Below are 21,952 nucleotides of genomic sequence, written 5' to 3'. Positions count from 1 at the left end.
GACAGCCGCAGGTCAGTCGTCGTCGGTCGCGCCGATCGGACCGGACGCAGCGCCGAACAGCGACTGGGGGCGCTCTCCGTGCTCGCCACCGTCATCGCGGGAGCCAAAGTCCGGATCAAATAGCTGGAGTGCGGTGTTGATCGTCCGCCAGTCGTCCTCTTGGGCGGCTTCTCGAAGGCTCTTGGTCGGCGGCGCCAGGAGCTGGCTCACGAGCGAGTCGGCCATCGATTCGACGATGTCGCGCTGTTCGTCGGTGAGTTCGCCGCCCTTTGCGTCCTCGAGCCGGGAGACGGCGGTCTCGAGTTCCCGCGCTTTGATCCGTTCTGCGGATTCGTACATCGTCCCGATGACGTCGTCGGCCCGCGCTCGTTTGTACTGACTCTGGAGGTGGTCGAACTCGCGTTCGATCATCGTTTCGACCGCCGCGGCCGCCTCGGCACGCTTGCCCTGGGTTCGCTGGGTGACCGTCTCGAGGTCGTCCAGATCGAAGACCGTCACCGGCTCTAATCCGGCCACGGAGGGGTCGACGTCGCGCGGCTGTCCGAGGTCGACGACGACCTGATCGCTATCGCCGAAGTGGCGTCGATCGAGCAGCGGTTCGTCGCTCCCTGTCGCGGTCACGATGACGGTCGCGCGCTCGGCGACCGTCTCGAGCGACTGGAGCGAGACGGCGCGTCCGTCCACGTCGAGTTCCTCGATCAGGTGCGTCGCGTGTGACACCGTCCTGTTCGCGACGACGAGTTCCGAGACGCCCGTCTCCGCGAGGTTTCGGGCGGCGAGTCGCCCCATCTCGCCGGCGCCGACGACGAGTCCGGTCGCCCCCTCGAGCGAGCGCTCGCTGGTCGCGAGCCTGGCCGCCGCCGAGCCAAGCGAGACGACCCCCTCGTTGATCTTCGTCTCCGTCCGCGCGCGCTCGCCGACGTGGATCGCCTTCGTCACGGCCATCTCGAGCAGCGATCCGATCCCGCCGGCGGTTCGAGCGTCTTCGTAGGCGCGTCGGACCTGCCCGATTATCTGGTCCTCGCCGAGGACGACCGACTCGAGCCCGCAGGCGACGCGAAGCAGGTGTTTCAGGCTCTCGTCGTGGTCCGACCAGACGAGCGCGTCGTCGTCGGTCCCGTCGAAGAACTCGCCGATCGCCGCCCGTCCGACCGCGCTGTCGGTCGTGACGACGTAGGCCTCGACGCGGTTGCACGTCGACAGGACCAGCGCCTCCTCGACCTCGGGAACCGAGAGGAAGTCGGCGACGCTACGCCGCTGGCTCTCGGGACTCGCGGCCGCCAGGTCGTCGACGGTCCCGCTCTCGTGGGTGATCCGCGCGCCGGTGACGACGCCAGCCGAATTCACCGCGGATCACCCCCTCTCGAACGTTCATCGTCCAGCACGTCCTCGATCACTTGGCTAGTGTTCGAATTGCCAGTACGTAAAGCTGTCCAAGTCGCGGAATCGGAGACGACGTCGGAGACGATGGTTCGCCGCCGATTCGCAGGAACTCCCCGACGTTTGAGCTCCGTTCGAACCGCCGCGAGCACCGTTGCCATCTCGCTTGCGCCCTCGAGCGTGTCCTCGAGTTCCCGTCGGAGATGCTTGCTCAGCGCCGGTGCGGTGGCGCCGGTCGAGATCGAGACGACGACCTGTTCGTCCCGGACCGTCGCTGGTACGACGACGCTCCCGGGATCGCGCTCGCCGGCTCGATCCGCCCGGTTGACGAGAATCCCCCTCTCGCGGGCCGTTTCGACGGCCGCCTCGTTGACCGTCTCGTCGTCGGTCGCGGCGACGACCAGCGCCGGCTCGAGACGGTCGATCCACTCCGCGACCGCGTCGGAATCCGGTTCGGCGCGGACGAAGTCGACGTTTCCGGCCGTAGACTCGGCATCGTCGGCTTCGTCCGGAGCGAACGGTTCGTCCGCGAATTCGGGACTCACGACGGTCACGTCCGCTTCCCGGGCGAATCGACGGGCCTTCCGCGCCCCCACACGGCCACCGCCGAAGACGAGGACCGGAACGTCCGTGAAGTCGTGTAGCAGTGGAATCATCTCTCAGTTGGCGTCCTGGGTCGTGTTCGCATCGGCTCGTTCGGCCAGCCGAATGCCGGTCTTCTTGAGGATCTCAGTCGAGAACAGCGTGTCCCAGTCGTCGTCTTCGACGTCCCAGTGTTCGGCCATCGTCTCCCTGACCTGCTCGATCCGACGCTCGCTCTCCGCCTCGCTCCGGCCGTGTGTCATCGCGAAGAAGTTGTACGGCCAGACGCCCTCGTGGCGCGGGCGTTCGTAACAGTGCGTGACGAACGGGAGACTGGCCACTTCGGGACCAACAGTCGAGACGAGGTCGTCGGGCACGTTCCAGACGGTCATCCCGTTTTCTGTATACCCCAGCGCGTAGTGGTTCGGAACCACGCCGACCCGACGGATCTTCCCCTCGAGGACGAATCGCCGTATCGTCTCGAGCACCCACGAGGTCTCTTTCCCGATCGTTTCCGCGACGTCGGCGTACGGCGTCGGCGTCAGCGGAAGACCGCCCTGGACCTCGAGGATCAGGTCGCGTTCTGCCGGCGTGAGCGTATCCCTACCGCTCGGGGACACGTCGGGACCGAGGCCGGAGCAGTCGATCCCGCGGGTTCCGCTGGCCGCTTCGGGAGCGGTTCGGTCGGTTTCGTCGCCGACACTCGTCCCGAACGGCCCGTCAACGTAGAACTTCGCCTCGACGCGGAACTCCTGTCGTTTCGGGAGGTTGTAGGTCTCCTGTCCGGTCTCGGCTTCGATCTCCGCGAGCACCTCCTCGACGCGACTGCTCACGGCTTCGCCGTTCGCCCGTTCCGAGGCGCGTCGCGCCTCGCGCTCTGCCACGCTGACGACGAACCAGACGTTCAGATGCGGGTGTTCGCGCTCGTAGTTGTGCGCGACCTCGCGGCGGTCGTTGACGGCCTCGACGACCTCGTCGAATCGCTCTTCGGGGGCGTGCATGGCGACCAGCGTCGCCGCTCCGCCGATCTCCTGTGCGTTGACCAGCGGCCCGAACCGCGAAAGGACGCCCCGCTCGTCGAGGTCGCGAATCGTCTCGAGCACCGACTCGCCGGTCGTCTCGACGCCGCGATCACGCATGGCGGACGCGGCGGGTTCGAACGGCCGTTCGGTGACCGGAAATCCGCCCTGAAAGGCGTTGACGACCGCCCGCTCGTGCTCCGACAGATCGACGCTCGAAACCGCGTTCATATCGGTTCGTCAGGAGTCGCGTCACATAAGCCAATCGGCACTGTACGTGAATGATTGCCACCCAAATGGTTCTGTTGAAACCCTCGGCTGGTGATTGGTTTCAACAGCTGTGCTGAATAGCGGACGCAAGTCGGTCACTGGTTAATCGCCATCTGGCGGTAGCTCGGAGTGGAAAACACGGAGATCAAACGAATCATATACCTATAGATTGATGACAGTATGTGCAACAAGGGCGCGCCCAGAAGCTGCTCCCGTTGATGATTGTCGGTGGTCTTATTCAAGTAGGGATCGGCGTCTTGAGCGATAATTTACTTTTTGCAGGTTTTGGACTGTGCTACGTTCTAATTGGTATTATGTGGCTTTGGGCCTATCGGTAACTCACTACTCAGCACGCTATCTGCAAGTTGCTGACTAAACCCCGTATTCAGCAGCCAAACCCATCATCTACTAAGAATTAAATGTAATCGCCAAAATTGCTACCCGAATTCACTCGCCTTCGACGCCGGTCACGTCGAATCCGAGGTCGCGAACGTCCGACAGAATCGCCTCGTGGTCCGCGCTCGCTTCGTAGTAGATGACGATGTCGAAGCTGCCGTTTCGAAGCAGTTGCTGGCACTCCCAGACGAACTCCTCGCCGTCCAGGGTCAGCCCCTGATGCTGGTTCGAGGAAAAGTCGGTGTCGTCGTTGCCGGAGTAGACGAAGCAGTCTTTCGGGTCGTAGCCCGCGTGTTCGGCGATGACGTCGCCGACGTCGATCGTCGCCTGCATCATCTTCACGTCTTCCTGCCCCTCGTAGTCGGTGTGGACGACGGTCGCGTTGAGATCGATGTCGCCCGGCTCGAGCAGCGCCTTCGTCCGCTGGTAGAGGTCGTCGTCGATCGCGTCTGTCATTGGCGGAGACGAACCCCCGCGGACTCATAGCCGTCACGGTTCGAGGATCGGGGGGTTACTCGCTCGGTATAAAACAGTTATCACACGTATCATTGGTTCCGACTACCACACAAGACACATAGTGTCCGGCCCCCTCACAAAAGGTGATGAAGCGGTGGCTTCGCCGACGCGTCGACCGGGCCTACGAGCAACTCCTCTCGAGGGAAATCTCCGGCGCTCCCACCCACGTCGCCGTGATTCAGGACGGAAACCGGCGCTACGCGCGCCAGCACGGCGACGACGCACCCGACGGCCACCGCGCCGGCGCGAAAACGACCGAGCGCGTCCTCGAGTGGTGTCAGGACGTCGGCGTCGAGGAACTGACCCTCTATACCTTCTCGACGGAGAACTTCGATCGACCGGACGAGGAAAACGAGGAGCTGTTCGACCTCCTCCGTGAGAAACTCCACGAGTTCGCCGACGCTGACCGCGTTCACGACAACGAGGTGTGCATCCGCGTCCTCGGCGACGTCGAGCGACTTCCCGAGCGCGTACAGGACGCAGTCGAGTACGCAGAGCAGCGAACCCGCGGCCACGATCGGTTCGTCCTCAACATCGCGCTCGCCTACGGCGGGCGCACGGAACTGCTCAGTGCCGCCCGAAGCGTCGCTCGAGACGTCGACGAAGGCGACATCGCACCCGAGGAGATCGACGTCGAAACGATCGAATCGCGCCTCTACGATCGGACAGTCAGAGACGTCGACCTGATCATCAGAACGGGCGGCGACGAGCGGACCTCGAACTTCCTGCCATGGCACGCCAACGGCAATGAGGCCGCGGTCTTTTTCTGTACGCCCTACTGGCCGGAGTTCTCCAAACCCGACTTCCTCCGCGGGATCCGCACCTACGAGCACCGCGAGGCCTCCTGGCGTCGCACCCGCGCTCGCCGCGCCCTCGCGCTGCTCGGTGCCGTCAGCGAGCCCGAACTCTCGGAGGCGAAGTCGATCGTCGATCGGTTCCGCGACTCGCTTCCCACCGGCGAACGGCCCGACGAAGACGAGGAGACAGAGGGGCTCGAGGCCGGCGGACAGGCGGCGGACTGACTCGAGTTGGTGGACCGGCCGCGGACTAGATCCAACGACGGCGGCCCGAATCGATGCGAGTCCGAAGCGTCGGGAGCCGGCGCCGGTTACCGATCGAAACGTTGAATCGCCAACACGCGAAACGACCGGACAGGATGGATCGGCGACTCTTCGCGATCGGGCTCGCGGCGACCCTGCTCGGCGTCATCGGACTGGGATACCTTCTGGTCACCGGTGTCTTACAGCACCCGAGCGACGCCGCCGATCAGTACCGACCGGCCGATTTCGCCCTGATCGGCGGGTTCTTCGCGTCGCTTTCCATCGGCGTCGTCCTGACGTTTCGGTCGTACGTCGACCTCGAGCGCATCGATCGCTCTTCGGATAAATAACGGCGCTTGCGGACGCCGAATCCTACTCGCCGAACCGGCGGGAGCGGTTACGGAACTCGCGGACCGCCCGGAGGAAGTCTCGCCGTCTGAAATCGCGCCAGTTGACGTCGGTGAAGTACAGTTCCGAGTAGACCGACTGCCAGATCATGAAATCCGAGAGCCGCTCGGCGCCGGTCTTGATGACGAGGTCGGGTTCGGAGGGGAAGATCAGGTGCTCTTCGACTGATTCGTCGTCGATATCTTCGGGCTCGAGTTCGCCCTCGTCGACGCCAGTCGCAAGCGTTTGGACAGCGCTCGTAAACTCGTGTTTGCCGCCGAGGCCGATGCCGATCTGGATCGGCGCGTCCGCGGGAATTCGGTCGTCCGGCCCGCGAACCGCGCTCTCTCGAGGCGTTTCGATCGTCTCGAGGTCGTTGCGAAGCGTCGGCACCGCCGCGGCGTCGAGGACGCTGACGTAGACGGTCACGCGGTTCGCGTACTCGAACGCCCACTCGAAGAACGCAGAGAGCGTCTCGTAGGCGTCCTCCTCTAAGAGGTCGCGTTCCGTGATGACGAGCGCGACGTGGTCGGGACCGTCGGCGTCGTAGCGACCGATCCGGTGTGTCAGGTATCGCTCGTACAGTCCCACAGCTAGACCTTTCCCGCGAGATGCATACCGGTTTCGGGTTCGCTCACGAACCGATTCGTCCCCGCACGGTGGCGGTGACTTCGGCGCTACCGTGACCGGTTCCCGAACTGGTCGCAACTATTATCTCGAATGACACTCGAGTATCGATATGGGTAGCTCCGATGTCGTCGTCGAGTCGGTGATCCGATCGGGTATCACGCTCGCGATCTTGCTTCTGGCCGTCCCACTCGGGTTTTATCTGGGCATCGGAACGATATCTGCGTTCACGCAGGACCACGTTTCCGGCGTTCTCGCCCTGCTCGGATCATCCGCCGCGGTGGCGATGGTCGGTCTCGGGCTCTACATCGTAGCCGAGGGGGCCGTTCCGTCACCCCTTCGACGGTACGTCTTGGGACGTCTTTCGCGGTGAGTAGCTCGAGCGCCACTCGAGGACGTTCAGATTCCGTCGTGATTCCCTGTCCCTGCTCGAAACGTCCGCGAAGAAATCGGACTGGAACCGCCCTCTATCGGTTTATTTCACCGCCTACGTCGGTTCGGGAACCTTAAAGTAAACCCCACAGAAAGGATCTGCTATCGTGACAGCACCCGTCTGGCGAGCCGGCGCATTCGCAGTGCTCTCGACGCTGTCGCTCGTCCTTCCGCTCTTCGGGCCGGAGATCGGGCTCATACTCGGTTCGGTGGTGATTCTGGGCGCGCTCGTCGTCACCGAGGGTCGACTCTTCGACCTCCTGGCGTATCCGGACGACTACGAAGACGGCCGCCTCTACGGCGTCATCGCCTTCGTCTTCGGCGCCGGCATCCTCGGGTTTTTCACCACGGCGTTCTCGATGCCCGTCTCCGTGCTCGTCGGGACGGTGGTGCTGGTCGGCTACGGCAACCTCGCGGAGCGACTCGCTCGCCGTCGCTTCGACCAGGGGGTCCGCTCCGTCGCCGCGTTCTGTGTCGGGGGTGCCGTCGCCGGAGTCGCCGGCCAGATCGCGACGATCTCGATCACCGGCGACTCGCTCGAGTCCGCGCTCCCGGCGGTCCTCTTTCTGGCCGCCAGCGGCGTTCTCCTCGCGGCGCTACTGCGGGACGTTCTCCTGCTGTACGACGATCCGGTTATCATGCTGTCGGTCGGCCTGTTGCTCTGGTTGCTCGCCGAACTCGAGACGGCGATCGGGCCGGTCGAGATCCTCGCCGCCCTCGCGGTGACGATCGCGCTCGGCTACGTCTCCTACGCGCTCGATACGGCCTCGATCGCCGGGATGCTGACCGGCGTCTTGCTCGGCCTGTTGACCATCGTCCTCGGCGGGTACGGCTGGTTCGTCGTCCTCATCTCCTTTTTCGGCATCGGCGGGCTCTCGACGAAGTTTCGATACGACGAGAAGGAGAGTCGCGGCGTCGCCGAGGACAACGCCGGCGCTCGTGGCAGCGGAAACGTGCTCGGCAACTCCGCAGTCGGCCTCGCCGCCGTGCTGGGCTACGCTGCCAGCTCCGCCGAGATAGTCCCCGCCGAGTCCGAACTGTTTCTGTTCGCCTTCGCGGGATCGGTCGCCGCCGCGATGAGCGACACGCTCTCGAGCGAGGTCGGGAGCGTCTTCGACGAGCCGCTTTTGATCACGACGCTCGAGCCGGTCGACCCCGGAACCGACGGCGGCGTGACCTGGCAGGGGACCCTCGCCGGCTTCGTCGGCTCGGCGATCGTCGCGGCGCTTTCGTTCGGCTTTTTCACCGAAGTGGGCGCGGTCGGCGCGGCGATCATCGCCGCTGCCGGCTTCGTCGGGATGCTCGTCGACAGCGTCCTGGGGGCGACTCTCGAGGGGACGAGACTCGGCAACCAGGGCGTGAACTTCCTCGCGACACTCAGTGGAGCGATTTTCTGCGCGTTGATCGTGTTGTCGATGGCGGCGCTCGCCTGATCTCGAGCGGCCGAAGTTGCTGTCGTGCGGGATTACGCAGCAAACGGCTTTGCAGTCGTCGTTCACCGATCGGCTCCCTCGAGCGAGCGGGACCGCCGACTCGAAATCGTGAAAATTGAGGATGCGTCCGTTCGGTGAGCGTTTCCGCTCTCGCTCTGTTCGCCGTCGGCCACGCTCGATCAGGAGCTATTTCCCTGCGATTACGCCCGATCCGGCGGTTTCTCTGCCACCTCGTCGATGGCGTGAATGCGAACCGCGGTCGGTCGCTTCGTGAACTCGCCGAGCGCTCGAGCGATAATCCGCTCGACGCCGCGGTCGGTCGCCAGATCCAGCAGTCGCTGCTCGAGCACCGCGTCGAGCACGACCGCGGTCGGTTCGTCCTCGCTTCCCTCGAGAGTTTCGTAGGCGTCGTCTGCAGGGGCCGTCTCGAGTGCGTCTCCGTCCGCGTCGATGAGGCGAACGGTACCGCTTCGCTCGCGAACGACCTCGTTGGCGTGCTCGTAGACGGTTCTCTCCCCGTCACATGCGCTCTCGGTCAGTTCGCTCGTCGCCGACTCGGTCGTCGTCGCGGCGGTTTTCACGTCGGCCTCATCCCCGGTCGTGTTCGCGGGTGTCGGCGATTCGGCGACGCCGTCCGGCGGCGCGCTCGATCCCGCGGCATCCTCTGCGTCGAGGCCGTCGGGACGGGCGCTGGTTTCGGCTCGCCCTCTTTCTGTCGTCTGCTGGTCGTCGCCCTCGAGCGGTTCCGTCTCGGTTCGGCTCGGAACCGGCGGTGCGGGTTTCGCGCTCCCGTCGGTCGCGGCGACGGCCTCCTGGGGTTCGTTCAGTTCGGAGATGGTCTCGTAGGGGACCTTGTTGCGCAACGCGGCGAACAGTTGGTGGTGGTCTAAGTCTTCGACCGATTTATTCGCGGGCGCGAAGGTGACGTAGTCGACCTCGCCGACCTGCGCCAGTTCCTCGAGGATGAGGTCGCCGCCGCGGTCTCCGTCGAGGAAGGCGGTTACAGTTCGGTGGGTGGTGAGTTCCGCGACCGCCTCGGGGACGTTCGTTCCCTCGACGGCGATCGCGTTCTTGACACCGTATTTCAGCAGCGTGAGCACGTCGGACCGGCCTTCGACGACGATGATCGCGTCGCTATCTTGCACTCGAGGACCCGCTGGCAGCCCCTCGAATTCGGCGATGTCCTCGATGCGGACGTTCTGGCGGACCTCCGTGAGGATCTCCTCGGAGGTCATCACGGAGTCGTCGAATCCGGTCCGCAAGAGCTCTTTCGCCCGGTCGACGACTTCCTTGCGTTTGGCCGCCCGGACGTCTTCGATCCCGGTGATCTCGAGCGTAGCACGACACGGGCCGATGCGGGTGATCGTCTCGAGCGACGCCGCGAGGGTCGCGGTTTCGACCTTGTCGAGACTGGTCGCGATCGTCAGCGTGCCGTGTGACTGGCCGTTGGTGCTTGCGATTTCGACGTCGATTCGACCGACCTTCTGGGATTGTTTGAGGTCGCGCAGATCGAGTTCGTCGCCGAGGAGCCCTTCGGTCTGGCCGAAGACGGCCCCGACGACGTCGCTTCGCTCGACGACCCCTTCGGCCGTGACGTCGGCGTGGATGAGATATTTCGACGTGTCTTCCATTGGAGATCCGCCCCGCGAGAGACGCGTTCAGAGGCTCGGAGACTCGTTACCCGAACGTACGTCCGACGACGGCAAATACTTGTTGACCTCGATTCCCGGCGGCGTTCGACTCCGTTCGTCCGGTTCTATCACGCGGTTGTGATTCCGACGGCGCTCGGTTGCCAGCGGTCGACGCGTCGATCAGTAGGACCGCCAGTACCAGTAGACCGTCACGCAGATCAGCACTGACAGTCCGCCCAGGAAAAAGAGCAATCCCGGCGGTACGCTCGAGAACACCGCGTCGACGGTTTCGGCCACATTGTCGCCGAATACGTCACCGAGGATGCCCCCGTCGTCGGCGACCTCGTGTTCGCCCGTACCGGGGCCACCGCCCGTGTGGTCGGCGGTGCCGACGGTATCGCTCCCATCGCCGGATGCGGAGCCAGTCTCGCCGCCTGTGTCGTCGCTTCCGTTGGAGCCGTCGTGTTGTGTGGCTCCGATTTCGCCGCCGTCTCCGCCGTCGGCCGTCGAATCGTCGCTCGTCGTTCCGCCATCGCTCGAGGAGCTGTCGTCGCCCGACCGATCGTCCATCGTTTCGACGTCCCCGCCGGAGCCCCCGGCGTCGCCGCCGGAACTGCCGTCGCTTCCCCCCGCGGCTCCCGCGTCGGCTCCGATCCCCGGCGTCGCGTACCGCTGGAGGCCGTACTGGACGAGCAGGCTTCCGGCCGCGAGCGCGCCAACTCCGCCGAGAAACCGCGAGAGGGCGGTCCGAACCTTCGAGGCGGTCGACTCGTCGCTCGTGACGATCAGCGGCCCGTCGGCAGTCGCGTAGACGCTCATCTCGTTGCCCCGGGAGGAGTACCAGGTGTCGACGACCTCGACGAGGCCCGCGTCCTCGAGCTTTTCCAGATGGTAGCGGACGTTCTGGATCGAGGAGTCGACCGCCTCCGCGACGTCGCTCGGGGTGCCGGGTTCCTCGGCCAGCCTCGAGTAGATCTCGCGGGCGGTCGAAGAAGAGAGCGCGCCGAAGACTGCGTCGGCGTCCTCGTCCTCGAGGTCGACGACCCGCGGTTCGTCCCCGGCGGATTGAGCGTCGGATCGCAGGGGGAACAGTCGGGCCATCGTGGTCTCAGATAGGGTTCTCTCGCCAACAGTTATACTCCTTTTCCTACCTGAAATAGGGATTTCACCTTCGAAAATCGCACGACTGGACCGCCTCCTCGGATTGTGTGAAAATATCTCTTCGACCTGCGGTATCGAATAGAAACTATTACCAACGCGGGGGCTCGAGAGTGTGCTAATGAGTCGCATCGAACTCGTCGGGTGGGGAGTCGTCGGGGTGGGCCTCGCCGTCTTCTCGGTACCGTGGTTCCTCTGGGGGAACGAGACCGTCGTCGCCGGGCTTCCGATCTGGCTCTGGTGGCACGTCGGGTGGATGATCCTCACCGCGGTCGTCTTCTGGGTCTTCACGAAGCGCGCGTGGGGGATCGGAATCGAAGCCGACGTGGGTGATGTCCCGTGAGCCTCGCGATCCAACTGGGTATCATCGTCGGCTACCTGCTGCTCGCGCTGGCGATCGGTCTCCTCGCGTATCGACTGACCGACCGGACCGCCGAGGACTTCTACCTGGCGAGTCGAACCGTCGGGACCGTCGTCCTCCTGTTTACGACCTTCGCGACGCTGCTCTCTGCGTTCACCTTCTTCGCGGGGCCGAACATGGCCTACGCGTGGGGCCCGGAGTGGATCCTCGTGATGGGACTCATGGACGGAATCATCTTCGCCGTCCTCTGGTACGTCGTCGGCTACAAACAGTGGCTGCTGGGCCAGCGCTACGACTACGTCACGCTCGGGGAGATGCTCGGCGACCGGTTCGCCTCGAGCGGCCTCCGCGGACTCGTCGCCGGAATCAGCCTCGTCTGGCTCTTTCCGTACGTCATGCTCCAGCAGGTCGGCGCTGGGACGGCCCTCGAGGCGCTGACCGACGGCGCGGTATCCTACGCGATGGGTGCCGGACTGCTCACGGTGTTTATGATCTGCTACGTCGTCGTCGCGGGCTTTCGCGGCGTCGCCTGGACCGACACGCTCCAGGGTGCGTTCATGCTCGTAACGACCTGGCTCGCGTTCGCGTGGGTGCTCGTCGCCGTCGGCGGCCTCGAGGCGGCGACCGGAACGCTCGGCGACTCGCCGGCGACGGCGGAGTTCCTCGCGCTCGGCAGCGCCAACTACACGCCACAGTGGATGCTCTCGACGGCGATTACGATCGGCTTCGGCGTCGCGATGTTCCCGCAGGTGAACCAGCGGTTTTTCGTCGCGGGGTCCAAACGGGTCGTCAAACGCTCGTTCGCGCTCTGGCCGATCCTCTGTGTCCTGCTTTTCGTCCCGTCGTTCCTGCTCGGCGTCTGGGCGCGGGGACTCGGCCTCGAGATGGGCGAGAGCGGGAACATCCTCCCGGTCGTCCTGAACGAGTACACGCCGGTCTGGTTCGCCGCGGTCGTCGTCGCCGGCGCGATGGCGGCGATGATGTCATCCTCAGACTCGATGTTGCTTTCGGGCTCGTCCTATTTCACGCGAGACCTCTACCGGCCGTTTGTCGAGGCCGACCTCTCGGATCGACGCGAGGACCTGATCGCCCGCGCGGGCGTCGTCTGCTTCGCCGTCGCGACCTTCCTCGCGAGCCTCTACAACCCCGCGACGCTGTTCGAACTCGGGGATGCGGCCTTCGGCGGATTCGCGCAACTCGCGTTGCCGGTGATACTGGCTCTCTACTGGCGCGGGACGACCAGATCCGGCCTCATCGCGGGTATCGCCGGGAGTCAGGCGTTTTACCTCTCGAGTCTGTTCGTCCCACCGCTGCCCGGGAGCTACGCGGGGTGGACGGCCGGCGTCGTCGGCATGCTCCTCGGGGCCGCGCTCACCGTCGCCGTCTCGTGGGCGACCGCCTCGACCGTCGCGGACCGCCGATCACGATACTTCGACATCTCGAGCGACGACTGATCGGCCGGTTGGAGAACTCGAGTTGACTCAGAAGCACCCGCAGAGAGATGATCCAGAATCGAAACTGCTGAAGTCGATTCAGAACCGAAACCGCTCGAGCCAATCCAGAAGAATCCGCTCGAGGTCAGTAGCCGTCTTCCGGATCGGCGACGCCTTCGAACACCGAGTAGAGTACGACGAATCCCGCCCCCACGATGGGGAGGAAGATCGCCGCCATGATCGTCGTGATGTGAAGCGTCATCGGGGCGACGACCGCGTCGGCGATCGAGAGGTCCGCCGCGGGGTCGATCATCGGGTACAACTGCACGGCGAGAAAGCCGACGAAGACGACCGCCAGCCCGGCCGCCGATCCGAACGCGCCGCGGTCGGCGTCCAGTCGAGCGCCGGCGACGACCCCGAGCGAACAGACCGCGGTGGCCGCCGCGGCGAGAGCGACCACCTCGAGGGCGGCGCTTCCAATGGCGTACAGGACGCCTCCGGTGGCGGCGAACCAGAGGGCGTAGACCGGCGTGGAACTGGTCGCGTAGGTCACCATCTCCGCCCGGAGCGGATCGGTCGTTTTGACCGCGAGGAACGTCGCGCCGAGGACGAAACAGAGTCCGAGGAGGGTGACGCCGCCGGCGACCGCGACGGCGAGCGGGATCGCGCCGAACACCCACTGGACGACGAACGCGCCGAGGACGACCGGCGAGACGACGCTGCCCGCCACGAACGCGTAATCGCAGTAGCGTTTCCAGCGGTCGCCCTCGCGCTCCTCGCGAAGTTTGACGCCGATCCCCCGCAGGATCACCCCCAAGAGCAGGAGGAAGATCAGCAGGTAGTGACGCGAGAGGAGGTTCGCGTAGACGCTCGGGAACGCCGCGAACAGGACCGTCACGAACAGGACGAGCCAGACCTCGTTGGCCTTCCAGATCGGCCCGAAGGCGGCGTGGAGGGTCTCGCGCTCGCGTTCGCTCTCTCGAGTTCCATAGATGAGCCCGACGCCGAAGTCGAACCCGTCGAGGACGACGTAGATCGCGAGGACGCCGAACAGCAGCCAGAACCACGCCTCCGGGAGCCACGCGACGGCGTAGGCGGGGGTCGAAACTGGCTCAGTCATCCGCGGTCACCTCCGTCGGATCGGGGCGATCCGGCTCGTCGGTCGGACCGGATCGCTCGAGGACGTCCTCGCGTTCCGACGCGACGATCCCTCGACCGATGTACAGGAAGAGCGCGAGCAAGACGAGGTAGCCGACGGTGACGCCGACGAGCGAGAGCGTCGCCTCGAGCCCGTTCAGCGCGGGCGTGACGCCGTCGCTCGTCCGGAGCACGCCCTGGATGATCCACGGCTGGCGACCGATCTCGGTGACGTACCAGCCGGTGACGAGCGCGACGAACCCGAGCGGTGCCGAGAGCATCATCGCGAGGAGGTATCGCGGGCTCTCGGTCAGTTTGCCCCGGAGTCGGTTGTACGCCCCCCAGACGCCGAGGCCGACGAACCAGAACCCGAGCCCGACCATGAGTCTGAACGACCAGAAGACGATCGCGACCGGCGGCGACTCGTACTCGATGTCGTTCAGCCCGGTCACCTCCGCCCCCGGATCACCCCCGCTGGCGAGGAACGACGCGAGGTGCGGGATGCTTACCTTGTAGAGGTTGTCGGCCCGCGGATCGGTGAACCCATCGAGCGTCGTCGGGACCGCGATGAGATGCAAGTCGGCGCCGCGTTCGGTTTCGTACTGGGCTTCCATCGCGGCGAACTTCTGTGGCTGGGTCTCGGCGACGTGCTCGCCGTACATATCGCCCTGAACGACCTGAAAGACCGAGGTGAGTATCAGGACCACGATCGCGACTCGAAACGCCGTCTGCCAGGCCTCCGAGTCGCGGTTCTGCCAGAGGAAGTACGCGGCGACGCCGGCGACCAGCAGCGTGACCGAGATGATCGCCGCGTTCTGCATGTGGACGAACATCCACGGGAATCGCGGATTGAAAAACGCGGCGAGCGGGTCGGTCATCTGAACGATTTCGGTGCCGTCGTGACTGGCGAGTTCGTACCCTCGCGGCGTCTGCATCCACGAGTTGACGACGAGGATCCAGAAGGCCGAGAGCCACGCGCCGAGGGCGACGAAAAACGACGAGAGCGCGTAGAACCAGCCGGAGACCCGCTCGCGGCCGAACAGCAGGATTCCGAGGAAGATCGCCTCGAGGAAAAAGGCCATCTTGGCCTCGAACGAGAGCGGGCCGCCGATGAGCTCCCCCGCGACCGTCGAGAACGCAGAGAAGTTGGTGCCGAACAGAAAGCCCATCGGGATGCCGGTCACCGTCCCCATCACGAAGCCGACGGCGAAGACGTTGGTCCAGAACTCCCTGAGCTTTCGGTAGCGCTCCTCTCCGGTCCGGACCTCCTGGACGGTGAAATACACCAGGTACGGCCCGAGGCCGATCGACAGCGCGGCAAAGAGGATGTGGATCGTGATCGCGACGGCGAACTGCAGGCGACTCGCCAGGACGGGATCGATCATCGCGACCACCCGTACGGGAACTCGGTGACGAGGGCCCGCCCGTTCGCAAGCGCGGGTTCGAACGCGGCACAACGCGCGGCCGAACCCGGCCGCAGTGACACTCCCCTCAAGCGGCGTGCCGGCGGGACGCGTGGTAGAGCCATCAGCGGAAGTTCGGCGGCCGTTTCAATCAGTCACGAGTCGATTCCCGTCGCCTGGAAATCGACGGAATCGTTTCCTCCCCAATGAAAATACGTGGATGCAAGACAGTTCAGCGTCGAAGACGTTCTCGCGTCCGGCGCTCGAGCGGCCGACTCGAGCTATCGGTGGGGCCGGTACCAGCTTTTCTTGCGACGGTGGAGCGGTACCCGCTTTTTTCGCGACGGTGAGCTGATACCCGCTTTTCACGCAAGGTTGAGCCGGCGTGCATCGTCTTCCCCCGCGACGGCGACCGCTCGAGCCCCGATGGTTCACACCGTCGCCGACGGAACCTCCGGGGATTCTTAACGCCGCCGACGAAGTATAGCGTATGCAAACGCACATCGTCCCGGTCGGGTTCGACTACGACCGGCTGATCGCGCCGCTGGTCCGCGATCAGATCGACGTCGACCGGGTCGTCCTCCTCGAGGGGGCGGTCGGCAGCGAGGCCAACGTAGAGTACTCGAGACACCTCTCTAGCAAGCTCGAGGCGGATTTCGAGAATTTGCTCGGCGCGAGCACCGATCGGTTCGTCCTCGAGAACGTCTACGACTACGACGCGGCGTTCGAGCAGGCCTACGACCTGATAACGAACGAGCTCGACTGCGGAAACGAGGTCTGGGTCAATATCGCCGCGATGCCCCGGACCGTGAGCTTCGCGTTCGCGAACGCGGCCCACTCGCTGATGGTCGAGCGCCAGGAGGAACGCGAGCAGATCCACACCTACTATACGGCCCCCGAGAAGTACCTCGAGACCGAACTCGCCGAGGAGCTGCGCCGGCAGGCGACGCTGCTCGAGGAACTCCTCGAGGAAGCCGACGACACCCGCCGAACCGACGCGGGACGGTCCCCGTCGGCGGTCGACGACGACCGGATCGAGGAACGACTCGAGAGCGCTCGCGACCTGCTCGCGGAGTTCGACGAGCGGGGGACGACGATCGGTGCGAAAGAGATCGACGGCTCGCACATCGTCGAACTCCCGGTGGCGTCGTTTTCGAACGTCAAGCCCTTCGAGGAGTTCATCCTCTACAAACTCGGCGAGGACGGCGAGTTCGACTCCGTCTCGGAACTGGCCGAGGCGCTGGCTCGAGAGCTAAACGAGGAGTACACCGACAGCTTTCGCTCGAAGGTCATCTACAACGTCGACCGACTCGGCCCGGGCGGGAAGGGATACATCGAGCGCGAAGAACACGGCAAGTCCTACCGGACGCGCTTATCGCGGATCGGCGAACTGTGGGTTCGATCCCACTCCAACGACGTGCTCTCAGAGTGATCGATCCCGTCAGTTCGCCGGGGGAAAAAACTGCCCCTGCGTGAGCCGAAACGGGAACCGGTCCCGAGCCGCCGCCTCGAGCGATACCGTTCGCGTCTCCCGGTCGTACTCGACCAGCCCGTGGTCGACGAGACGCGGGATGTGACAGTGGACCAGTGCCGTCACGACCCGAGTGTAGATCCCCTCCGGAACGGTACTCGGCGGTTCGTCGCACTCTTTGGCCGCGATTTTTCGGCCGAACGTCTCGAGCGATCCCTCTTCGCGTTCGAAAAGCAGTGCGAGGAGTCGTCGTCGCCGGGATTTCGAAAGGATGCTGTAGGCTGTTTCCCGACTGATCGACTGGCCGTCGGTGGAAGGCATACGAATTACTTATGGCTATCTCCTATACAATAGTTGCCCCTAATCGCTGAGTGGGGGGATCGATTCCGGCGGGAATCGGACGCGAAACACATAACTCGGTCGGACCCAGACGTATCGCGTATGGCCGATACCGCCTGCAGGACCCGTCGAGGGGTCACCGATCCGCCGGCGGCCGTTTTCGTAGGGCCGTCCTAGGCCCACCTCTCTACCCCGTTTCGACGGATGTATTGTTCGCGACTGGATTCAGGCGAGTAACGACTGGTATTACCGATGTTCGAACACCGACTGCGATTTCGACGACAGCGCCACCGACAGCATCGACGACGCCCGACGCGGGCGGTGAGAGCATGAGCGCGGAGACCCCAAACTCCGAGTCCGGCGCGGACGGCGAACGCTCGTTCGAAGAGCCGGACCTCGAGGGCGGGTACGAGCCGGAAGCGGTCGAATCGCGCTGGCAACGCCAGTGGGTCGACGAGGACGTCTACGCCTACGACGGCGATCCGAAGCGCGATCCGAACACCGTCTACGCCATCGACACCCCGCCGCCGACGGTGTCGGGGAGCCTGCACATGGGCCACCTCTACGGCTCGACGCTGCAGGACTTCGCCGCCCGCTTCCGACGGATGTACGACGGCGAGGTGCTGTTCCCGTTCGGGTACGACGACAACGGCATCGCGAGCGAGCGCCTGACCGAAGCCGATCTGGACATCCGACACCAGGACTTCGAGCGCCGGGAGTTTCAGGAACGCTGCCGGGAAGTCTGCCAGAAGTACGAGGCGGAGTTCACCGAGCAGATGCAGTCGCTCGGCTGTTCGATCGACTGGAATCACACCTACAAGACGATCGAGCCACGCGTCCAGCGCATCTCGCAACTCTCCTTTATCGACCTCTACGAGAAGGGCCGCGAGTACCGCAAGAAAGCGCCCGCGATCTGGTGTCCCGAGTGCGAGACCGCCATCTCGCAGGTCGAGACCGAAGACGACGAGCGCCACGCGCACTTCAACGACATCGGGTTCGAACTCACCGGGGAGAACCCACCGCGCGAGGAGTTCGTCATCTCGACGACTCGACCCGAACTCCTCCCGGCCTGCGTCTCGGTGTTCGTCCACCCCGACGACGAGGACAATCGGGACCTCGTCGGCGAGACGGCGCGCGTTCCGCTGTTCGGCCACGAGGTTCCGATCATCGAAGACGACCGCGTCGACATGGAGAAGGGCAGCGGCGTCGTGATGTGTTGTACCTTCGGCGACCAGAACGACATCGAGTGGTACCAGGCCCACGACTTGCCGCTGCGGGTCGCGATCGACGAGACCGCGACGATGACCGACCTCGCAGGCGACTACGAGGGCCTGTCCACCGAGGAGGCTCGAGAGGCCATCGTCGAGGACCTCGACGACGCGGGATACCTCCGCGACCGGCGCGAGATCGTCCACGACGTCGGCGTCCACGAGCGCTGTGACACCCCCGTCGAGTACCGCGTCTCCAAGCAGTGGTACGTCGAGATCCTAGACCACGCAGACGAGTACCTCGAGGCCGGCGAGGCGATGGAGTGGTATCCCGAGAAGATGTTCACCCGCTATCGCCACTGGATCGAGGGCCTCGAGTGGGACTGGCTGATCTCCCGCCAGCGCGACTCGGGGATCCCGTTCCCTGTCTGGTACTGTACGGACTGCGACCACGCGATCATCGCCGAGAAGGCCGATTTACCCGTCGATCCGCTCTCGGACGAGCCGCCGGTCGACAGCTGTCCCGAGTGTGGCAACGACGCGTTCGAACCCGAAGAGGACGTCTTCGACACGTGGGCGACCTCCTCGCTCACGCCCCTGATCAACGCGGGCTGGGACTGGGACGAAGACAGCGAGTCCTTCGAGATGGACAACCCCGAACTCTACCCGTTCGATCTGCGCCCGCAGGGCCACGACATCATCTCCTTCTGGCTGTTCCACACAATCGTCAAGTGCTACGAGCACACCGGCGAAGTGCCCTTCGACGCGACGCTGATCAACGGCCACGTGTTAGACGAGAACCGCGAGAAGATGTCCAAGTCCCGCGGCAACGTCGTCGATCCCGACGACGTGCTCGCGGAGTACCCCGTCGACGCCATCCGCTTTTGGGCGGCAAACGCCGCCGTCGGCGACGACTTTCCCTACCAAGAGAAAGACCTCCGGGCGGGCGAGAAGCTCCTCCGGAAGCTCTGGAACGCCTCGAAGCTCGTCGACACGCTCGCGCCGCGCGAGCCCGACGAACCGGCCGAACTCGAGGCGATCGACCGGTGGCTGCTCGCGGAGTTAGACGACGCAATCGTCGACCTCACCGACTATCTCGAGGAGTACGAGTTCGCCAAAGCCCGCGACCGCCTGCGGACGTTCTTCTGGAACACCTTCTGTGACGACTACCTCGAGATCGCGAAGACCCGGGAGGACAACCCATCGACCCAGTACGCGCTGCGAACGGCCCACCGGACCTTCCTCGAGCTGTGGGCACCGATCCTCCCCCACGTCACCGAGGAGATCTGGCAGGCGATCTACGCGGGCGACGCGGCTGGGGACGCTGACGCAGGGTCGGATTCTGGCGACGCGGGATCCACCGCTGGCGACGACCTCGAGAGCATCCACCGGCGAGACTGGCCCGAACCGCGCGGGTACGACGCCGACCTCGCGGCCGGCGAGACGGCCACTGAGGTCATCTCGGCGCTCAGACGCTACAAGAGCGAGCGCCAGCTGCCGCTCAACGAGGAGCTCGAGGCCGTCGCCGTCTACGGGTCGATTTCCGGCTTCGAGAACGCGGTCCGGGACGTGATGCACGTCGCCGACCTCGAGGTGCTCGACGAGCAACCGGAGATCACGACTGAGATCGCCTCGATCGATCTGGATTACTCGACGCTCGGGCCGAAATACGGCTCGAAGGTCGGCGACATCGACGCGGGGATCGAAAGTGGCGAGTACGAGATCGACGACGATGCGGGCGTCTTGCGCGTCGCCGGCGAAGAACTCGAGGACGAGTTGTTCGACGTCTCGCTCGAGCGAACCTACTCGGGCGACGGCGAGATGCTCGAGACCGAATCGGCGGTCATCATCGTCGACCACGACGAGTAGGCTCCCCGAAGCCGAACCCGACGTTTCTGTCGTAACTGCGCATGGAGAAGACCGCGTTCCCCGATCCGTCAGCGACGCCGTCTATCAGCCGTTCCTGACGGCGAGTTTATATTCTCGGGCTAGCTAGAATAGCGAAGTGTACGATCCGTCGTACACCGATGGTGCTATGGCAGCAAATTACTACGACGAAGACACTGCGGAGGCGATTACCGAATTCGAGCGGAACCTCGAGTCGCTCGTCCTCGAGGCGTTCGCGAGCGGCGTCCCCATCGAGCGACAGTGGGTGTTCGTCTCCGAACCGTCTTCCGTCCCCGACTGGACCGTCCGGATCGAGCGCCGGTCGGCGGCGAGCGACGAAGAAGACTGAGAGACGGCGACGAACGCTGAGACGGTGGGAATCAGCCGAGTAAGCGTGCTCCGATAGTCTCGAGGAGAGAAGGGACGAGTACGCAGGGCTTACTTTCAGGGAGCGATGGGGGTTGGGAAAAGGTTATAGAATCGTCTCCCAATCGAGTACTGTGCTCAGCTGAAGTCGGTTCGAGATACCTCCTCGCAAGCCGCCGCGTAAGCCGAGTATAGCAAGCCATGAACTCAGATACCACGAACGCCGAGCAAGGAAGCGGCGACGGGTCCCTCCCGCCGAACACAATCTTCGACCTGTTGCTCGACCGACGGAGACGCCACGCGCTGTATTTTCTCTCCCGGCGAGTCGGGGCGGTGTCGATCGAGGAACTCGCCGACGGGATCGCCCACCGCGAGGGCACCCACCGTCCGGACGACCGCGAGCGCATCAGCACGGGACTGCACCACATCCACCTGCCGAAACTGGTCGAAGCGAAGGTCGTCTCGTACGATCCGGTCACCGAACGAGTCGAGCGACTACCCGCCTGCGATCGGCTTGACCCTTACCTCGAGTTGGCCGAGACCGACGACCTCGTCCACTCCCGCGAGTGAGCAGCCGTTCTCGAGCGCTCAGGATTCGGTTCGCCCGCGCTCGAGCCGGCCCAGTTCACACAGCTTGATCCGGATCGCCAGCGCGAGGAAAACGGCGGCGAACGTGAACGTCACTTCGCCGGCGGCGATGACTCCCAGCGCGTCGGCCTCGAGGAACATCGCGGTGTCTCGAGCGACCGGAATCGTCGTGTGGTGTGGGTCGCCGACGATCGGGACGAAGTAATCGACGACGAGATTGCTGCCGTACCAGATGGCCGCGACGGCGACGGCGTAAAGCGGAAAGTCGGTGATGCGATAGAGAACGAGCGCCTGAACGACCATCGCGAGGTGGCTCCAGAACAGGAAGTTGTACATCGCCCAGTGCAGCCCCGCGTACGCGTCGGCGAAGACCAGCAGGGTGAACGGGGTCCACAGCCCGAGGACGATGTTTCCGACGAACGCGAGCGCGGTGAGCCAGGCCTGTTCGCGCCCGAGCTTCCAGCAGGCGATCGCCAGCGCGATAAACAGCGTCGCCAGCGGGCTGTCCGGCACCCACGGCCACATGATCGCCGCGGTCTCGGCGAACTGCCCGCTGTAGTACCAGAAGCCGAACGCGGTCCCCAGCAGGTTGATCGCGACGACGACCCACGCCAGTCGCAGTCCGAGATCCTCGAGAACCTTTGGAACCGGCGCGAAATACGTCGGCAGTGAGGTTCGGTCGGGCAACCGACTCGTCGCTGTCATCGTCCGACGCGATGGGTGGCACCCCCAAAACGATAGCGGTCGCGGGTCGTTTCACTTTCCCAGCCCGGGCGATTTTAGGGACTACCGGCTACCAGCAAAGCCACGTGCGGTGGCGCGCGCTCGAGAGCGGGTCGCGAACCGCGACCCGCGAGCGAAAGCTGTGCGAGGGATGAGCGAGTGAGT

The 21,952-nt window shown here is 64.7% G+C and carries 21 protein-coding genes; 10 read left to right on the top strand and 11 right to left on the bottom strand.

Going from position 1 to position 21,952, the window contains the following annotated elements; genetic code table 11:
- Positions 1 to 12: 12 nt before the first annotated feature.
- The 4 genes from hemA to BM348_RS03350 all read right to left on the bottom strand — a co-directional run bounded on the left by hemA (position 13) and on the right by BM348_RS03350 (position 4,103).
- On the bottom strand, positions 13 to 1,347 hold the full coding sequence (hemA, locus tag BM348_RS03365; protein ID WP_092901944.1) for a glutamyl-tRNA reductase: 1,335 nt from the start codon (positions 1,345 to 1,347) through the stop codon (positions 13 to 15).
- Complete coding sequence (locus BM348_RS03360; protein ID WP_092901941.1) at positions 1,344 to 2,036, bottom strand: precorrin-2 dehydrogenase/sirohydrochlorin ferrochelatase family protein; 693 nt, start codon at positions 2,034 to 2,036, stop codon at positions 1,344 to 1,346. The genes hemA and BM348_RS03360 overlap by 4 nt, the downstream gene beginning before the upstream one ends.
- Positions 2,037 to 2,039: 3 nt before the next feature.
- The gene (ahbB, locus tag BM348_RS03355; protein WP_092901938.1) at positions 2,040 to 3,212 is read right to left on the bottom strand and encodes a siroheme decarboxylase subunit beta; all 1,173 of its coding nucleotides are present in this window, start codon (positions 3,210 to 3,212) and stop codon (positions 2,040 to 2,042) included.
- A gap of 486 nt (positions 3,213 to 3,698) precedes the next feature.
- Positions 3,699 to 4,103, bottom strand: coding sequence for a DUF5778 family protein (locus tag BM348_RS03350; protein ID WP_092901935.1), 405 nt, complete (start codon positions 4,101 to 4,103; stop codon positions 3,699 to 3,701).
- Between the two features lie 146 nt (positions 4,104 to 4,249).
- On the opposite strand from BM348_RS03350, the gene uppS reads away from it, so the two are divergent.
- A complete protein-coding gene (gene uppS, locus BM348_RS03345) occupies positions 4,250 to 5,185 on the top strand; it encodes a polyprenyl diphosphate synthase (RefSeq protein ID WP_092901933.1) in 936 nt (311 codons plus the stop codon).
- A gap of 134 nt (positions 5,186 to 5,319) precedes the next feature.
- Positions 5,320 to 5,553 carry a hypothetical protein gene (locus BM348_RS03340; protein ID WP_139231131.1) on the top strand — a complete coding sequence of 78 codons (234 nt, stop codon included), beginning with the start codon at positions 5,320 to 5,322 and terminating at the stop codon, positions 5,551 to 5,553.
- Between the two features lie 22 nt (positions 5,554 to 5,575).
- Here the strand turns inward: BM348_RS03340 and BM348_RS03335 are convergent, their stop codons facing one another.
- Positions 5,576 to 6,181, bottom strand: coding sequence for an undecaprenyl diphosphate synthase family protein (locus BM348_RS03335; protein WP_092901927.1), 606 nt, complete (start codon positions 6,179 to 6,181; stop codon positions 5,576 to 5,578).
- Between the two features lie 148 nt (positions 6,182 to 6,329).
- On the opposite strand from BM348_RS03335, the gene BM348_RS03330 reads away from it, so the two are divergent.
- Both BM348_RS03330 and BM348_RS03325 read left to right on the top strand, forming a co-directional pair.
- Positions 6,330 to 6,590 (top strand): hypothetical protein, encoded by a 261-nt coding sequence (locus tag BM348_RS03330; protein ID WP_092901924.1) that lies wholly within the window; start codon positions 6,330 to 6,332, stop codon positions 6,588 to 6,590.
- A 166-nt stretch (positions 6,591 to 6,756) separates the two neighbouring features.
- On the top strand, positions 6,757 to 8,082 hold the full coding sequence (locus tag BM348_RS03325; protein WP_092901921.1) for a DUF92 domain-containing protein: 1,326 nt from the start codon (positions 6,757 to 6,759) through the stop codon (positions 8,080 to 8,082).
- Between the two features lie 200 nt (positions 8,083 to 8,282).
- Here the strand turns inward: BM348_RS03325 and dnaG are convergent, their stop codons facing one another.
- Positions 8,283 to 9,713, bottom strand: a complete 1,431-nt coding sequence (dnaG, locus tag BM348_RS03320; RefSeq protein ID WP_092901919.1) for a DNA primase DnaG — start codon at positions 9,711 to 9,713, stop codon at positions 8,283 to 8,285.
- A gap of 180 nt (positions 9,714 to 9,893) precedes the next feature.
- Complete coding sequence (locus BM348_RS03315) at positions 9,894 to 10,814, bottom strand: ArsR/SmtB family transcription factor (protein WP_092901916.1); 921 nt, start codon at positions 10,812 to 10,814, stop codon at positions 9,894 to 9,896.
- A 178-nt stretch (positions 10,815 to 10,992) separates the two neighbouring features.
- Between BM348_RS03315 and BM348_RS03310 the strand changes: the two genes are divergently transcribed.
- Both BM348_RS03310 and BM348_RS03305 read left to right on the top strand, forming a co-directional pair.
- Positions 10,993 to 11,214: a DUF3311 domain-containing protein gene (locus tag BM348_RS03310; protein WP_092901914.1), complete on the top strand. Its 222-nt coding sequence runs from the start codon at positions 10,993 to 10,995 to the stop codon at positions 11,212 to 11,214.
- Complete coding sequence (locus tag BM348_RS03305; RefSeq protein ID WP_092901911.1) at positions 11,211 to 12,686, top strand: sodium:solute symporter family protein; 1,476 nt, start codon at positions 11,211 to 11,213, stop codon at positions 12,684 to 12,686. Before BM348_RS03310 ends, BM348_RS03305 begins: the two co-directional genes overlap by 4 nt.
- A 124-nt stretch (positions 12,687 to 12,810) precedes the next feature.
- On the opposite strand, the gene BM348_RS03300 is transcribed toward BM348_RS03305, so the two are convergent.
- Entirely contained in the window at positions 12,811 to 13,785 is a 975-nt protein-coding gene (locus BM348_RS03300) for a cytochrome d ubiquinol oxidase subunit II (protein WP_092901908.1), read from the bottom strand.
- Complete coding sequence (locus tag BM348_RS03295) at positions 13,778 to 15,187, bottom strand: cytochrome ubiquinol oxidase subunit I (protein WP_092903576.1); 1,410 nt, start codon at positions 15,185 to 15,187, stop codon at positions 13,778 to 13,780. Before BM348_RS03295 ends, BM348_RS03300 begins: the two co-directional genes overlap by 8 nt.
- Positions 15,188 to 15,695: 508 nt before the next feature.
- Between BM348_RS03295 and BM348_RS03290 the strand changes: the two genes are divergently transcribed.
- Positions 15,696 to 16,637, top strand: a complete 942-nt coding sequence (locus BM348_RS03290) for an HFX_2341 family transcriptional regulator (RefSeq protein WP_092901904.1) — start codon at positions 15,696 to 15,698, stop codon at positions 16,635 to 16,637.
- 9 nt (positions 16,638 to 16,646) lie between these two features.
- Here the strand turns inward: BM348_RS03290 and BM348_RS03285 are convergent, their stop codons facing one another.
- The gene (locus tag BM348_RS03285; RefSeq protein ID WP_092901901.1) at positions 16,647 to 16,997 is read right to left on the bottom strand and encodes a DUF7344 domain-containing protein; all 351 of its coding nucleotides are present in this window, start codon (positions 16,995 to 16,997) and stop codon (positions 16,647 to 16,649) included.
- 347 nt (positions 16,998 to 17,344) lie between these two features.
- Here BM348_RS03285 and BM348_RS03280 point away from each other — a divergent pair, with 347 nt between their 5' ends.
- From BM348_RS03280 to BM348_RS03270, 3 genes are all read left to right on the top strand, one after another.
- Positions 17,345 to 20,092 (top strand): valine--tRNA ligase, encoded by a 2,748-nt coding sequence (locus BM348_RS03280; protein ID WP_092901898.1) that lies wholly within the window; start codon positions 17,345 to 17,347, stop codon positions 20,090 to 20,092.
- 166 nt (positions 20,093 to 20,258) lie between these two features.
- Positions 20,259 to 20,459, top strand: a complete 201-nt coding sequence (locus tag BM348_RS03275; protein WP_092901895.1) for a hypothetical protein — start codon at positions 20,259 to 20,261, stop codon at positions 20,457 to 20,459.
- Positions 20,460 to 20,677: 218 nt separating this feature from the next.
- Positions 20,678 to 21,046 (top strand): DUF7344 domain-containing protein, encoded by a 369-nt coding sequence (locus BM348_RS03270; protein ID WP_092901892.1) that lies wholly within the window; start codon positions 20,678 to 20,680, stop codon positions 21,044 to 21,046.
- Between the two features lie 18 nt (positions 21,047 to 21,064).
- On the opposite strand, the gene BM348_RS03265 is transcribed toward BM348_RS03270, so the two are convergent.
- Positions 21,065 to 21,769, bottom strand: a complete 705-nt coding sequence (locus BM348_RS03265; protein WP_092901890.1) for a DUF1405 domain-containing protein — start codon at positions 21,767 to 21,769, stop codon at positions 21,065 to 21,067.
- Positions 21,770 to 21,952 lie beyond the last annotated feature (183 nt).

The organism is Halostagnicola kamekurae, from assembly GCF_900116205.1.
Lineage (GTDB): Archaea > Halobacteriota > Halobacteria > Halobacteriales > Natrialbaceae > Halostagnicola > Halostagnicola kamekurae.
Note: the sequence above shows the minus strand (reverse complement) of the source record. Positions and strands in the feature narration are given on the sequence as shown.